The organism is Rufibacter sp. JT20002, assembly GCF_056491185.1.
Genome location: NZ_JBSZJY010000001.1, coordinates 491,988 through 508,194 on the forward strand (window position 1 = coordinate 491,988; position 16,207 = coordinate 508,194).

Genomic DNA, 16,207 nt, shown 5'->3' on the forward strand with positions numbered 1-16,207 from the left:
GTGGTTAAATTTTCTCTCTATGTTAAGGCTAATTATTGAAAACCAACCTTAAAATAGAGAGATACCTTTTCTTTACTTTTTCAATTGGATGGTCACGGTAGCCGGAGCCAGACCTTCTGATGTGGCGGTCAGTTTCACGGTACCGGCTTCTTCCTGGGCCTGCAGAATGGCCAGCGCCAAGCCATTGAACGCCTTGCGGTGACTGGCTTTGAAAGACTCCAAGCTGGTCTGCAAGCCGTTGTCCACGCCAGCAATGGTGGCTTTGCCGTCAATAGTGAAGTTGACCAGGTTATCGGCAGTGGGTACCAGGTTGCCGTCTTTGTCCATGATTTTCACCGTCACGAAAGACAGGTCTTTGCCATCGGCGATGATTTGGCTGCGGTCGGCTTCCAGCACAATTTTGGCGGGGGCTCCGGCAGTCTTGATTTCCCTGGTGAGGACTTCTTTGCCGTTGGCGCGGGAAACGGCTCTTAGGGTACCAGGCTGAAAGGGCACTCGCCAGAGCACGTGGAGGTCATCGCCCTGTTTCTTCTTGATGCCCTGTGACTTGCCGTTCAGGAAAAGCTCCACCTCATCGGCGTTGTTGTAGTAGGCCTTCACATCCACGGTTTTGCCGGGTTGCCAGTTCCAGTGCGGGAACACGTGCAGCACGGGCTTGTCTGTCCACTCGCTCTGGTACATGTAGTACACGTCTTTCGGGAAACCAGCCAAATCCACAATCCCGAAGTACGAGCTGCGGGCCGGCCAAACGTATGGGGTGGGTTCGCCCAGGTAATCGAAACCGGTCCAGATGTACTGCCCAGATAAGTAAGCGTGCTTTTTGATCACCTTCCAGGTCTCCTCGTGGGTAGAACCCCAGGGGGTGCTCACGTTGTCATAGGCGGAGACGGTGAGGTCTTTGTTTCCGTCGTGGAACGGAATGTCCCAGCGTTTCGGCCACCGGCGGATGCTGTCAGCGGGCATGTCATAGTGCCCGCGCGTCATCAACGCAGAGACGGTTTCGGTAGCTATGAATTTCTGGCCCGGGAAGGTCTGCGGAAACTTCTCAAAATCCTGGTGGTGGTAGTTGAAGCCAAATAAATCCAGTGCGCCTGATTTATAGATGGTATTGTTGGGGGTTGGTTCGTTGATGCCCACAGTCACAGGGCGGGTGGTGTCCAGGCCCTTTACAATGGCTACCAACTCCTTGGCAATCGTGGTGCCTTCCGGCGCCCACTGCTCCGGTATCTCGTTCCCGACGCTCCAGATAAAGACGCTGGGGTGATTACGGTCGCGTTTGATAAAATCCTCCAGGTCACGTTTGTGCCACTCGTCCCAGGCATGGCTGTAGTCAAACTTGGTTTTCTCTTTCTTCCACATGTCAAAGGACTCGTCCATGACAATGAAGCCCATTTTGTCGCATAGGTCCAGCAGTTCAGGCGTGGGCGGGTTGTGAGAGGTTCGGATGCCGTTCACGCCCATGGCCTTTAGGATTTCCAATTGACGCTCCAAGGCCCGCACATTCACGGCGGCACCCAACGCACCCAGGTCATGGTGATTACATACGCCATTGATCTTCATGGATTTGCCATTCAGGGTAAATCCTTTCTGCACGTCAAAGTTGAAGGTTCTGATGCCCAGCGGCGTCTCGTAATTGTCTACTACTTTCCCGTTTTGCTCTACCAGCGTTACCACTCGGTATAAATAAGGCTGCTCCACTGACCACAAGGTAGGGTTGTTGACGGATAGGTTCTGCTTTACTTCGGTGAGCGCATTAGCTTGACCTGTTTTCAAAGCGACATTTTCAGAAGCCGCCTTGGCCACTTCTTTGCCCTGGGCATCATACACCAGCGTGCGCAGGGTGAAGTTTCCGGATTGCTGCCGGGCATTTCTGATGTTCGTAGTAATGGCTACTGAAGCGGATTGCTCTGATACCTGCGGGGTAGTCACAAACGTGCCCCACTGGTCTACGTGCACCGGATTGGTTTTCACCAGCCACACGTTGCGGTAAATGCCTGAGCCCGAATACCAGCGGGAATTGGGTTGCTGCGAGTTGTCTACTTTTACGGCGACTATGTTCTGCTCCTGCCCAAACTTGAGGTAAGGCGTTAAGTCATATCTAAAAGAAATATACCCGTTGGGTCTTTTTCCTAAATACTGGCCGTTTACCCACACCTCGGAATTGGTATACACGCCGTCAAAGTCAATGTAGAAGAGCTTGTCTTTGTCTTTCGTGTCTAAGGTGAAGGCTTTGCGGTACCAACCTGTGCCGCCGGGTAACGCGCCACCGTTATAGCTGGCCGGGTGTTTCTCATCAAACTTTCCTTCAATGCTCCAGTCATGCGGCAGGCTTAGTTTTCGCCATTGGGTATCGTTGAAATTGGCGTCTTTGGCGCTGGCGTTATCGCCTAAGTTAAAAGCCCAGTTTTTGGTGAAGTCTGTACGTTCCCGCACGGTCACGTTAGATGTTTTACAGGATTCTAAACCCAGGACAGAAAGTACAAGAAGGGTGTATAGGTGCAGTTTTTGCCGCATCATGTTAATGGAGGTAAGACGATGAGTTTTGGGGATGTTTCAAAAAAATCGGCTGGAAACCATCAGCTTCACAGATGCCCCCAGCCGATCTTATCTTTTGTTTAGAGCGAAGCAATTGCTTGCACTAGATAGAGAAATATAAGCTATTCTTTCGGAACGAAGTTGTACACCAGCAACGCTGCGCCTTCGCAGGAGCTTTTACGCAAAACGGCCAACTGCATGGAGTTCTCCGTCAAGGTAAGCAACCGGATACTTCCCCAGTCTGCCACGCAGGCATCACGACCGGCATCATGCAGGATCCCTGCGCCGGTAAGGGTTAATGTCTTCTTGGCCGCATCTAAAAAGTAAGTACCTGTCTCGGTGGTTTTGCCCGGAATCATGGTGTGATTAACCGTTACGTTGGCTCCCCCCTTCAGGCTGAAGGTCATGGTACCGTAGTTGCCGTAAGGCATTAGCCAGGAGTTTCCTTTATAGTCTGGGTTCCAGTTCCAGCAGTCTCCGCCGGCCTTGGTACAAACGCCTTCCCAACCGGTGTCTGTGCCATAGAAGTACATAGGTCCGTCAAAGTGTTTGGCGTCTATGTCCAGAATCCAAGTTTTCTCGTTTCCGGGCCCTCCTGACAAAGCTGTCCACAAAGGGTCGTTCACGTAATTGAGGTTATTCTGGGTTACTTTGATGGTTCTGGCCGGAAGTTCCACAATACCACCACCCGTCACTGCCGAGAATTTGATGGTGTAATCACCCGCAAACGCATACCGAACGGTGTCTATGGTACGGGTAGATCTACCGGTGCCATAATCCCACATGGAAATGGTTTCAGGGGTTTCGTTGATCAAGATGACTGTGTTTCCGCCGGGGTCAAGCGCTAAGTCCTGCACCACTTTGATGGAAACCTCCTCAGGAGAAAGCAATTTGCCTAGTTCCTGGTCATCATCCTGGCAGGCAGTAACTACAAAGGCCCCCAGCAGGATGAGTGAGAAAATTGATTTTAACCGTTTCATCTGTTTATAAGTTAGATTGTCTGAGGAGGTTTCTGGAGCCAACCCTTTTTAGGGCTCATTTCCAGAAATCCTCCTTCAATTACAAAGGCTACATCATTAATATTACCAACCTGGGTTTTGCTTCAACACACCATTAGATAGAGTAATCTGGGTGTATGGAATCTGTTGCAACCCTTGCGTTTCCCTTACTTTGTTAGCCGCGATTACCTTGGTAACCGGGGCGCCCGCGTTCAGAACAGTAGTGCTTTCAGCAATGGCATTGGCCGCTACATCTATGCCTTGGCGAAGTAAATCCCAGTACCGGATTCCCTCATTGGCAAACTCTAACCGGCGCTCAGACAAGATGGTTGCTTTTGATACAGGCACGGGTGTAAAGTTTTCTTTGTAGGCCCGTCTTCTTACCAGATCAAAGTAGTTCTGCGCATTAGGGCTCCCTAACTCAGCGGCCATCAACAGCACATCGGCATACCGAATGGCCACATAGTCCTGGAACTGGCCAATCATGAAGTTTACGGCGCCATTTTCCACGGGAATGCTGTTGCCATCTTCGTCTACCATGGGGCTATACTTCTTGTTGTAATAGCCGGTATACTCTCTTTGCTTTCCTTGATTGGTGAAGTCAATCTCCTCGTCTGCAATGGAGATGATGGAGGCTGCTTTACGGGTATCATTGGTACTGAAAGCGGTCCATAACCTTGGACTAACGGTACCCCCGCCCCAGCCATTGCCGTACGGGAAGCTGGCCTGCTCCCGCATGCCTAACATCACCATCCAGTGGTTACCGTCGGTGTTACCGTTGTAATCGCTGGTGTAGGTGTACTTCACAGCAAAGACTGTTTCTTTATTGTCTTCACCGGCATAGTTGGCTACCGAAGCGGCTGGCCACAGATTGGCAAAGTTCTCCACCAAGCCATGTCCGCTGTTAGAAATCACATCCTCTAGATAAGCCAGAGCCTGCGCCTGAGAAACGGTACCTACCAAGTCAGACTTGTTGTAGTAACCCGTGTAATACAAATACACCCGACCAATCAAGGACTCAGCAGCCCATTTGGTTACCCTGCCTCTGTTGCCAACTGCTTGAGCGGCGTAATTGGTAGAAGGTAGGTTCTCAGCGGCAAACTTCAGGTCTTCAGCAATCAGTTTATACACTTCATCTGGGGAGGCTTGCGGCACGTTTTCAGTCGTAGGTGCTGTTACCAGGGGAATGTTGCCCCACAAACGCACCATGTCAAAGTACAGGAAGGCGCGTAGATACCGGGCTTCTGCTTCATAGCCAGCTCTCAGTTGCTCACTTCCCGTCCAGTCAATCTGGTCTATTTTCCCAATCAAGGTGTTGCACCGGAAAACCGCTTTGTAATAAGCTGTCCAGTTAGGACCAAACAGGTTTTGGTCGGCGGGAGAGCGGGAACGGTCAAACTCATCCAGCATCTGGTAGCCAAATCCGTCTGAGGCACCGGTTCCGCCAAAGGCATTGTCTGACATGATCTCAGAAGCCACTGGTAAACTTACCCCTTCTGCCCAAATGATCTGTAACCCATCATAGCAGCCTACCAAGGCTCTCAAGGCATCTTCAGGCGTTCTATAATAATTTGTATCCGTTACGTTTGTGATGGGATCCACTTCCAGGAAACTATCCTTACATGCTCCCAGGGATAAAACGCCGGCCAGTAGAATTGCTTTGCTTATATTTTTCATGTTAGTAACCTCTCAGGAATTAGAATCTAATATTTGTACCAACCAACATTGTTCTAGGGCGCGGATAATAGCCTAAGTCAATTCCTCCGGCAAACCCGTTGCTATAGCCAATTTCCGGATCCATTCCCTCGTACTTGGTGAAGGTGAAGAGATTCTGAACAGAGGCGTACACTCTCACCTGGCGCAGGTAACTTTTATTGATCAATTTCCCAAAATCATAGCCAAGGGTAATGTTGCTCAATCTCAGGAAATCACCGTTGTGGATGTACAAGTCAGAGAATTGTGTCCAGTTTCTGTTGTCAGTAGTTACGCGGGGCATGGTATTGGAAGACCCCGGCCCGTGCCACCGGTCAAAGATGGCGGTGGTGAAGTTGGCATATTGGTTTGCCTGGTTGCGGTACGACTGCACCAGTTGGTTTCCAGCCACGCCTGAGGCTAACAACGAGAAGTCAAAGCCTTTGTAGTTCGCTGAAAGCGTGATCCCGAAGGTATAGTCTGGGTTAGGATCGCCAATCTGGGTTCTGTCATCATTGTTGATCTGACCATCTCCGTTCAAGTCAACGTAACGCACATCACCTGGCTGCGCGCCTGGCTGGATCAAACCACCCTCAGCACTTCTGTAGGCTGCTACCTCTTGTTCGGTCTGGAAGATACCGTTGGTTTTCAACCCCCAGAAGTACCCTATTGGATAGCCGTTCTGTGCTCTGTAGAACTCCAGTGAGTTGTCAAATAACACGTTTGGATCACCGTGGATAATCTGGTCATTGGTAGGAATTTCACGCACGCGGTTTTTGTTATAGGCACCGTTTACGCCAATGTTGTATTTGAAATCACCAATGTTGCTGTTGTAAGCAAGGGCTAACTCCACCCCGCTGTTGCGCACGTCACCACCGTTGATGAAAGGAGCATCTGCACCGGCGGTTGCCAGGATTGGGGCTCTGATCAACCAGTCTTTGGTGATTTTGTCATACCAGTCAAAGTTGACGCTCAGTTTACCAGCCAGTAAATTGGCATCAAACCCGATGTTGGTTTGCTCCGAGGTTTCCCACTTCACATCATCGTTTCCTAATCGGCTGATGTAGGCACCCGGAGTAAGCACTCCTTCCTTATCACCGAAGATGTAGTTAGTGTTGGCAAACGTCACCAGTGACACGAATTGGTATGGGTCAATGTTCTGGCTACCTACCTGGCCCCAGCTAGCACGAAGTTTAAAGTACTCTAACCAATCGCCGGCACCGTCTGCAAACGTTTCGTTTGTTACTACCCAACCCGCAGAAATGGATGGGAAATAACCCCAACGTCTGTTTCTACCAAACCTGGCCGAACCATCGGCCCGGAAAGTGGCATTGATCAGGTACGTTTCCTTGAAGTTATAATTAAGTCTCCCGAAGTACGACATTCTTCTGTCCTGGGCCCAAGGCTCGCCGGTCAGGTCTATGGTGGTACCATCGGTGTTGGAGGCGTTGGTTAAGTAAGCATGCTCCAGGTCGCTCAGGACAAGGTTAATGTTGCTGCCGGAAAGTTGAGCCCCATCGCTTCTGAAGGCAGAAGTACCCGCCATCACTTCAAAGTTGTGGTCTGTGTTTACGTTGAAGTTGTAGCTTAAAAGGTTATCCCAAATGAGTGATTGGCCTTTGCCTTGGAACTGGTTTACCCGTGAATTGTTGTTGAAGGCATACACAGACAGCTTGTACACCGGCGTGAAGGAACGGCTTTCGCTGGCGCTATAGTCAATCCCGAAGCTGGTTCTGAATTTCAGGTTCTTGATGGGCTCCACTACCAAATACACATCGCCTAACAGACGCTGGTTGTTTCTGCGGTTCTGGTTGTCATACACCATCTGCGCGTAAGGGTTAGCTTCCCCGTTAAACCAGGTAGAGTTACTGTTATCAAAGAAATTACCTTCGGCATCATACACGGGCACAAATGGGCTGGTATTGAAGGCTGCACGCAGGGAGTTGTTGTACTGGTTCCCTACCCTGATTCCGTTTCTTCTGATGTAAGAAAAGGTTAAATGCTCCCCAAACTTGATGATGTCGTTGTAGAAGCTGTGCTCAGAGTTGAAGCGGAAGTTGTAGCGCTCATAGTTGGAAAGGTCTTTTCCGCCCACAATACCTTCCTGCCCCGTGTAAGAAAGCGCCGTTGAGAACGTAGACATCTCGGTTCCGCCAGTGGCTCCTAAGGAGTAGTTCTGCGTTACCGCATCGTTCACAAAGGTTTGGTCAATCCAGTCAGTGCCTTCTCCCATGCCCGCAATTTGCTCATTGGTGAAAGCAGGTAACCGCCCAGAGTTCACCAACGCCTCGTTCATGATGGTGGCGTACTCCTGTGAGTTAAGCATGTTGATCTTTCTGCCCAGGTTCTGCACGCCGGTAAAACTGTCAAACGTGATTTGGGCAGGCTGGCCTTTTTTACCCGATCTGGTGGTGATTAACACTACCCCATTAGCTGCCTGTGAACCATAGATAGCGGCCGAAGCGGCATCTTTCAACACGTCAATGGATTGGATATCGGCAGGGTTCAGATACGAGATATCACCGGTCAGCACACCGTCCACTACATACAGCGGGCTGGCATTACCAATGGTCCCTACCCCCCGGATTACCACGCGCATACTTTCCCCAGGTTGCCCGGAGGTGTTGGAGATCTGCACCCCTGCCGCCTGGCCTTGTAAAGCCTGCAAAGGATCGGTGGTGCTTTGGCGTTGCAGATCTTCGCCTTTCACCTGTACCGTGGCACCGGTCACCAGCTTTTTCTGTTGCACGCCATACCCTACCACCACTACTTCTTCCAACGCCTTGGCATCGGTCTGAAGGACAATGTTCACCTGGGGTCTGCCATTCACGGCTACCTCTTGGGTGACAAAGCCAATGTAGGTGATGACCAGCGTTTCATTACCGGTAGGAAGGTTCAGTTGAAAGTTTCCTTCCACGTCTGTACCAGTGGCCAGGGTGGCATTGCCTTTCACACTAACGGTGGCTCCAATAATAGCCCCTCCATCTTCCTGGGAGGTGACTTTCCCCCTGACGGTTTGCTGGGCAAAGGCAACCCCGCAGAAACAGAGCAGCCACATAAGCAGTAGGTATTTTCTCATAGGTAATAAAATGACGTGAATGAATAAGTTATAGGATCAGGAAAGGGTTATTTCAACTTCACAGAAGCGGCGTTGCCCGAGTACGCAATGGTGGCGTCTGGCTTGGCATCAAAAGCCAGGGCCTTGGCTTTGCTCGGCTGTACAAACACCACGTTGAAGGTGCGCTTCTGCAACATGCCGTTGAACTCGCCCTGGCGCTTGCCCACAGTCAGGGTTTTAGAGGCTTCGTTGTAGGAGATTGGAATGGTAGCGAACTTGCCTTTCTCGTAGTTGTAGTTCGTGTTTTCGTCTTCGTACAGTTCAAAAGAAGCATCCTTGCCGCCGTACACGTACAGGGTGATGGTCTCCGCTGGTTTTTCGGTGGTGTATTGTATTTCAGGCCCGAAAGGCAGAATAGAGCCTTCTTTCACGAACAATGGCATGCGCTCATACGGGGCTGCGGCTGTGATCTGCTTACCACCTTTCTGGTAAGAACCGTCATAGAGGCTGTACCAACCACTAGTAGCCGGTAGATACAATTTACGGCTGGTGGCTTTTGCTTCATGTACTGGGCTCACCAGCAAGCTAGGCCCAAACATGAACTGGTCGCTGATGTTCTGCACATTTTTATCCGTTCCGAAGTCCATCACCAGCGGGCGCATGATGGTAGAGTTTTTGTGGTACACCTGGCCGGTAAGCGAGTAGATGTACGGCATCAGGCGGTAACGCAGCTTGTTGTAGTACACCATAGACTGGTACGCCTTGTGGTTTTCAGGAGCGATGTTGTACACCTCTCTGAATGGATACTGCCCATGCGAGCGGAAAAGCGGGGTGAACGTGCCGTATTGGTACCAACGGGTTTGCAGTTCGCGCCATTCTTCCTGTGCTTCGGGGGTCATTGGTCCGCGGTCATACTTGTTTTCCACGAAGAAACCGCCAATATCTGTCGTCCAGTAAGGCAAACCAGACAGGGAGAAGTTAAGACCAGCCGGAATCTGACGGCCCATTTCTTCAAACGTGGCGGCGATGTCCCCGCTCCAGGTGGCGGCACCGTAACGCTGCAAGCCTCCAAACGCCGAACGGGTCAGGATGAAAACGCGGTCATTGGGGTTAACGCCACGCTGTCCCTCGTAGATTCCTTTGTTGTGCTGCAGTACGTAGGCGTTGAAGTACTTATCGGCAGGACCTAAATAGGTAGGGTTCATCAACGCTTTGCGGTGCTCAATAGAAGAGTTGGAAAGAATATCTGGCTCAGAGGCATCTTGCCACCAGGCATCAATTCCCATTTTATAAAGCTTTTCGTTAATCAGGTCCCAAAACATGCGACGACCTTCTGGGTTGAACGCATCATAGAACGTAGACACATAGCCTTTGCCAATCCAGTCTCTGATTTGCTCGTTGATGCTGGCTTTATATAGCAGACCTTTCTGGTCGAATTTCTTATAGGCCTCAATGCCCTCGTAGAACTTAGGCCAGGTAGAGATCATCAATCGGGCGTTGTTCGCGTGCACCTCGTTGATCATTCCTTGCGGGTTAGGGAAACGGGTTTCGTCAAACTCCTGGCTGCCCCACTGGTCTTCTTTCCAGTAAGACCAATCCTGCACGATGTTATCCAACGGAATCTGGCGCTTGCGGAATTCTTTTACAACATCCAGTAACTCTTGCTGCGTTTTGTAACGCTCGCGGCTCTGCCAGAAGCCCATGGCCCACTTAGGCATTACCTGCGCCTTTCCGGTTAGTTCACGGTAGCCGCTCACTACTTCGTCCATGTTCTTGCCGTATACAAAGTAATAGTCCATTCTGTCGCCGGCTTCTGAGGAGAAAGCTACCTTATTCAGGTCCTGCGCAGGTTGAGGAGTTAGATACCGAAGGGCTAGGTAAGACACGCTGCCATCTGGGTTCCACTCTATCTTAAAGGAGTGCTTTTTGCCTTTCTGCAAAGGCGCCTTGAACACCGACATGCCTGGGTTCCAGGCTTCGCGCCAGCGATCCAGTAGCAATTTATTGTCAACCCAAACTTTCACGTAGCCAGAAGAAGGCATTTCAAACCGGTGGTCACCGGTGGCATCACTTTCAATGAAGCCTTCCCAGGTCATCAAGCCGCCTTCCAGAGAATACCCGGCCGGATATTTCTTCTGATCTTCCAGGAACTCGTAGTTGATCTCCGACTCCTGACGCACGATGGGTGCTTTGCCGGTCTTTTTATCAAAAGCATAGGTAGCAGTGAGGCCGCCGGCCTTCTGGTCTTTGCCATACAACTTCAGCTTAGAAAGCTGCTGATATGGGCGCACATCGCCAAACTTGGTGATGGAGTTGTTGTCCCACAGGATGCCGTAATTTTTGCTGGATACCAGGAAAGGCACCACTGCCACGGAGTTGTATTGGGTAAGGTCAATCTGCCATCCTCTGTAGTTCATGAGGCCCGTCTGGTGCTGGCCCAAGCCGTAAAAGGCTTCGTCTTTTTCCGCGGTAAACGCTTTCTGCAGGCGGTAGCTTTTGGTGTTTCCCAGGAGGGTTACGGGAGCAAAGGCTTGCCTTCCTTGGTTGCTTTCCTGCAGCAGTACTTTCCCGCTTTTATCAAAGAAGGTAACAGCCCCATTGTCGGCGCCAACCTCTACTCGCAGGTCATTGGTGTTCACCACCAGGGTCTTGCCCTTTTCCTGGAACTGCCAATCGGTTTTTCCTTTCTTGCTTTCCAGCACCATCAGGCTTGGCTCCTCGGAGAACTTCTCCACGGGCGTCGCCGATACCTGGATAATGTTGTCTGCCAATACCCGTAACTTCACATACTGCGGTTCTCCGGTGGCGGGCTTTTCCAGTTTCACTAGGATTCCGTCTTCCAGCTTCTGGTAGTTTTTTGCCGCCGGCTGCTTAAAGGAAAACAGCGTCCCGATGAGCGCTAAACAAAGCGTGTTTTTGAGCTTCATTAGATAAATGGTAAAAGTGAATTTTGTCTGTCCCGGTAGATTTCCAAATTTTCATTCAGAGACCCGACCTAGGGAAAAATTAACAGGATGAAGGTAAGGAGGTCCTCAGGAGGGCATATGTATCAAATGTTTCCTTTGTATGTTGCATCGGTTAACAAATGAAAAAACCGCATTTTTAGAGCGCTAGAGCAGGTTTTATTTTACAAAATGTTAACAAGCGCTCTACGGGCCAAGCAACCACCTATTTATAGCCCGTTTTCCTTGAAGTGGCCCGACAAAGAATGAGTTAGGAGAATCTACCCTACAGAATGGATAAACGGCAAACTTGATATAAGCCCATGTTCCGGAAAGCATGCAGAAAACGCCAAGCCTTTTCAAAATGCGAAGAAGCTTCTGAGGGCAGTTCACCAAACCCCAAAACAAAAAAGCAGCAACCCCAAAAGGCTGCTGCTTTCAATCCTATCTAATACAAATTTTAGGCGGTCGGCTGCGAGTGCTTACGCTCGGCGTAAACGCTCGGAAGCATGTGGTATTCTCCTTTGAAGTATTTAGAAAAGTACCTGGGGTTGTTGAAGCCCACGGCATACGCCACCTCGGCCACAGTTAACTGGCTTTTCTCCAGAAGCTGCGCCGCCCGCTCCAACCGGATCTTCCGGATGAATTCAACCGGCGTCTGGCCGGTAAGCGCCACTATCTTCTTGTACAGGTACACCCGACTCATACCCAGCTCACGGCTCATCAACTCCACTGAGAACTCGGCGCAGTCAATGTTATCTTCCACCACCTTAATGGCCCTCTGGATGAGCTTATCATCTAGCGAGACAATGTCAACGGAGCTGGTCTGCACACTAATTTTCTTGCCATAGGCTTTTTGCAGAAGCTGGCACTGCGCAATAAGGTTAGACATGCGGGAAAGCAGCAACTCAAAATTGAATGGCTTGGTGATATAATCATTGGCGCCAATGCCCAACCCCTTCAATTTTTGCTCCTCGGCGGTCTGAGCCGTCAAAAGAATAAACGGGATGTGCGAGGTGCGGGCATCTGACTTGATCTTTTTACAGAAATCGATGCCGTTCAACTCAGGCATCATGAGGTCACTCACAATCAGGTCCGGCAAATGGGACAGGGCTTGCTGCCAACCTTCTTTCCCGTTTTTGGCTTCCAGCACTGTGAAATGGGCACTCAGGTTCTCTTTCAGGTACGTCCGGAAATCTTCACTGTCTTCTACCAGTAACACCACCAACTCATGTTCAGGCGTGTTGGCGGCCTTAGCGGTTTCTGACGTAGGCAAAACAGGCACCTCTTCCAGTATTTCAGTGGCAATCTCAGAATCCTCTAAAACGGTGCTGCTGACTTTGATGGGCAGAGTCACGGTAAAGCAGCTGCCTTGGCCGGGCTCACTTTGCACCTGAATGATACCCCCGTGGATTTTCACAAACTCGCGGGTAATGGACAAACCAATGCCGCTCCCCTGGTTTACCAAGTTGTCCGGCACGTCTTCCCGGAAGAAGCGGTCAAAAATCTTCTCCTGGTTTTCTTTGGAGATGCCAATGCCCGTGTCTGAGACCTTGATTTCCAGCAAGTGCAGTCCTTTAGAAGCTGAATCGTTTTCGTGGCAGTTCACCTCTACTTTGATGTCGCCGTTCTCAGGGGTAAACTTAAAGGCGTTAGAAAGCAGGTTGTACAGGATCTTACCCAGTTTGTCCATGTCAAAGGAAGCGTGCAGCTCTTTCACACTGGTCTCAAAAGACAGTTTCACGTGGTTTTTCTCAGAAAGGTCTGAAAACGAGAACACCGCCTCTTTGATGAACTTGATGATGTTCCCGTGGGAAGGCGCAAACGCCACTTCCTCCACCTCCAACTTCCGGAAATCCAGCAGCTGATTTACCAGCAGCAGCAGCCGCTTGGCGTTGCGGTTAATCATCTGGAACTGCTTAGATTGCTCGGCATCCTGGCTAGTGGCCAGCAATTTTTCCAAAGGTGCCAGAATAAGGGTCAGCGGTGTCCGGAACTCGTGGCTGATATTGGTGAAGAACTTGATCTTCATCAGGTGCAACTCCCGCATGTGTTTCACCTCCCGCCGCTCGCGGTCCAACTCATACTTCTCGTTGGCTTTCTGCTTCTCAACCCGGCGAATCACCACTAAGGCCAACAGGGCAAACAGAAAATAAGAGACATACGCCACATCTGACCGCCAGAACGGCACCTGCACTTCAATGTCAAGGCTGATGCCCTCTTTGTTCCAGACCCCGTCATTGTTGGCCGCTTTTACTTGCAGCACATAATTACCGGGGTCCAGGTTGGTATAGGTGATCCGGCGGTTATTGCCATCAGTGGTGTGCCACGTCTTGTCAAAGCCTTCCAGTTTGTACTGGTACTTGTTTTTTTCCGAATGGAAGAAGTTGAGCGCGGCAAACTCCACGGTAAACATGTTCTGGTCGTGCTGCAGCGTGATCTGGCTTAAGTCTGAGAGCGCTTTGGGCAGAATAATGCTTCCACCCACCTCCTCGCCTACTTTCAGGCTTTTACTGAACAGCTGGAAATCTGTAAAGACAATGGCTGGGGCAACCTTGTTGTAGTTTAGGTCTTGCGGCTGGAAAATATTGAACCCATTGGGGCCGCCAAATACCACCTCGCCTTTACGGGTCAAGAAGGCGGCATTTTCATTGAACACCTTGCCCTGCAACCCATCAGACTCATCATAGTTATGGGTCACAAAGGAAATTTCATGAGGTAATTGGCCCTTAATCTCCAGTTTTGAGATACCGTTAGGAGTACTGATCCAGAGGTTATGGTGCGGGTCTTCCAGAATATTCAGAATAATGTTATCGGGCAAACCGTGCTCCCGGGTGAAAAGCCTGAAAGACTTCGTTTTGGGGTCATACAGGTTCAACCCTTCATTGGTGCCCACCCACATATTCTGGCGGCTGTCCCTGAAAATACTTAAAATAGCATTACTACTGAGGCTCTTGGAGTTTTGGGGATTGTTTTGGAAATGCATCCGTTTTCCGGAAGCTAAGTTTAGGACCTCCACCCCAATGTCTCCGCCGGTCCAGAGATTGCCTTCCGCGTCTTGGGCGATAGCAGACACATACAGTGCATTAATGCCGGGTTGCCCGGCGGCAGAGCGGTAGGAGGATAATTTACCCGTGGCAGGATCAAGCTGTTGTAACCCGCCATGCATGGTTCCTACCCAGACCCGGCTTTGATTGTCCTGAAACAGCTCCCACACGTTGTTATCTCTTAGGCTGTTGGGGTCAGAAGGATTGTGTCTATAGCGGGTAAACTTCTCACCATCAAACTTGTTCAGTCCGCCCAGATAGGTCCCCACCCACAGATTCTGCTCTTGGTCCAGAAGCAAACTCACGATCACGTTGCTGCTAAGGCTGTGAGGGTCCTGCGGGTTATGCTGGTAGCGGGTGTATTGCCCGGTGCTTCGGTTCCAGTATAGCAGACCGCCGCCGTTGGTGCCCATCCAGAGATTTCCTTGGGCGTCTTCTACAAACCGGTTAATGTCATCGTAGGGCAAGCTCCCCTTTACCAACAATTGGTTTTGGTGGTGCTGAAACTGGAACAGGTTTTTGTGGTAGTAATTGACGCCTTTTTTATACGTGCCCAACCAAATGATGCCTTCGCGGTCTTTGTAAATAGAGATAAGGCTGTTTTGGGAAAGGCTCTTTTCTATTTCGGGACAATTTTGGACAAACTGCACCGAAAAGTCTTTTTTGTTCACGATGTTGATGCCACCATGGTCCGTTGCGAGCCAGATTCTGCCGTCCTCGTTTTCCGCAATGCCTCGCACTAGATTAGAGTTCAGGCGCAACGCAGGGGCACTCTCATGAAACTGCCTAAACGTTTTAGTGGAAGGGCTATAAAGGAAGGCTCCAATGCTTTCATAGGAAGAGAACAGCCAAAGTTCCCCGTCTTGGTCAATGGTCATCCCGTACCCCATTCTCTGCCCCTTGAACCGCTCCTGTAACCCTTTTTCCAAGTTTTCCACCTGAAAGGTCCGACCATTCAACTTTTCTAACAGGCCATTGGCATGCAGCACCCAAAGGTCACCTTGCTTGGTAAACCCGAAGGCATTGATCTGCAAGGTGGTGGTAACACCCGAGAGTTTAACCGGGGTAGGGACTTCGGTCTTAGGATTATACCTGGTGAGGCCGTGTCCCGTCTGAAGAAACCAGAAATTTCCGGCTTGGTCCTGCAGGATGTTCTCCAAGGGGGCTTGGGGGAGGCCGTACCTTTTCAGGAGAGGGGCATAGTTACGCTCAAATTTTTCTTCGCGTGGATTATAAACGGTAAGCCCCTTCTGAGAGCTTATCCAGATGTTGCCTTCGGGGTCTTCAAAAAGTTTATTGATGTTGTTGTCTCTTAAAGAAGCGGCGTTGCGGGAATTATGCCTATAGGCTTTCACACCGTAACCATCAAACCGGTTCAAGCCTGAAGAGGTGCCTATCCAGATGTAGCCTTTGCTGTCCTTCAGAAAGCTGTTGACCTGGTTATGGGAAAGCCCATTGTTTACATCAAGGTGCAGAAACCGGTGTTGCTGGGGCAGGCCAGAAAAAGCAGGGGCAATATGGCCAACTACGGCTACTAAGGCAAAGGCAATATGTATAAGGAAACGTATTGACATATTTAAAACTTCACCTGTAAGGGATTGAGGCCTTTGTTATAGCTTCAATTTAAAAAAGTAGAATCTTGGCAGTACCGGACTTATATAACCCTTTTCTTCTGCTTGACAGCTTTATTAGAAGCTGCCTTTTCTGGTCTTGCCAAACACTTACAACTAATTTAACTAATCAGTAAGCATTGCTACAAATAGCTATGCAAGATAGCCTTTTTAGTAAAATTCTGCCCGGTTTTCTCTCAATCTATCAAAGCCACCCTTGAAACCTGTTACATATTTTATCAAAAAAGCAACAATTAATACAGAATAGTTCCAAAGTGATTTATTTACCCCTATATCCTTTCAGGTTTCAAAATTAAGAGCTCAC

The 16,207-nt window shown here is 49.9% G+C and carries 6 protein-coding genes; all 6 read right to left on the reverse strand.

Annotated elements, in window-relative coordinates; translation table 11 throughout:
• Positions 1 to 72: 72 nt before the first annotated feature.
• Positions 73 to 2,517 (reverse strand): beta-galactosidase GalB, encoded by a 2,445-nt coding sequence (gene galB / locus ACW9SV_RS02030; protein WP_479555068.1) that lies wholly within the window; start codon positions 2,515 to 2,517, stop codon positions 73 to 75.
• A 140-nt stretch (positions 2,518 to 2,657) separates the two neighbouring features.
• Positions 2,658 to 3,515 carry a hypothetical protein gene (locus tag ACW9SV_RS02035; RefSeq protein ID WP_479555069.1) on the reverse strand — a complete coding sequence of 286 codons (858 nt, stop codon included), beginning with the start codon at positions 3,513 to 3,515 and terminating at the stop codon, positions 2,658 to 2,660.
• A 102-nt stretch (positions 3,516 to 3,617) separates the two neighbouring features.
• Positions 3,618 to 5,210 (reverse strand): RagB/SusD family nutrient uptake outer membrane protein, encoded by a 1,593-nt coding sequence (locus ACW9SV_RS02040; protein WP_479555070.1) that lies wholly within the window; start codon positions 5,208 to 5,210, stop codon positions 3,618 to 3,620.
• 19 nt (positions 5,211 to 5,229) lie between these two features.
• Complete coding sequence (locus ACW9SV_RS02045; protein ID WP_479555071.1) at positions 5,230 to 8,304, reverse strand: SusC/RagA family TonB-linked outer membrane protein; 3,075 nt, start codon at positions 8,302 to 8,304, stop codon at positions 5,230 to 5,232.
• A gap of 47 nt (positions 8,305 to 8,351) precedes the next feature.
• Positions 8,352 to 11,210 carry a TIM-barrel domain-containing protein gene (locus ACW9SV_RS02050; protein ID WP_479555072.1) on the reverse strand — a complete coding sequence of 953 codons (2,859 nt, stop codon included), beginning with the start codon at positions 11,208 to 11,210 and terminating at the stop codon, positions 8,352 to 8,354.
• A 475-nt stretch (positions 11,211 to 11,685) separates the two neighbouring features.
• On the reverse strand, positions 11,686 to 15,846 hold the full coding sequence (locus tag ACW9SV_RS02055) for a hybrid sensor histidine kinase/response regulator transcription factor (RefSeq protein WP_479555073.1): 4,161 nt from the start codon (positions 15,844 to 15,846) through the stop codon (positions 11,686 to 11,688).
• Positions 15,847 to 16,207: the final 361 nt, after the last annotated feature.

Bases quoted from the DNA above. Each gene is read 5' to 3' on its own strand.
- galB (WP_479555068.1), bottom strand. From the start codon at position 2,517: ATGATGCGGCAAAAACTGCACCTATACACCCTTCTTGTACTTTCTGTC.
- ACW9SV_RS02055 (WP_479555073.1), bottom strand. From the start codon at position 15,846: ATGTCAATACGTTTCCTTATACATATTGCCTTTGCCTTAGTAGCCGTA.
- ACW9SV_RS02050 (WP_479555072.1), bottom strand. From the start codon at position 11,210: ATGAAGCTCAAAAACACGCTTTGTTTAGCGCTCATCGGGACGCTGTTT.
- ACW9SV_RS02045 (WP_479555071.1), bottom strand. From the start codon at position 8,304: ATGAGAAAATACCTACTGCTTATGTGGCTGCTCTGTTTCTGCGGGGTT.
- ACW9SV_RS02040 (WP_479555070.1), bottom strand. From the start codon at position 5,210: ATGAAAAATATAAGCAAAGCAATTCTACTGGCCGGCGTTTTATCCCTG.
- ACW9SV_RS02035 (WP_479555069.1), bottom strand. From the start codon at position 3,515: ATGAAACGGTTAAAATCAATTTTCTCACTCATCCTGCTGGGGGCCTTT.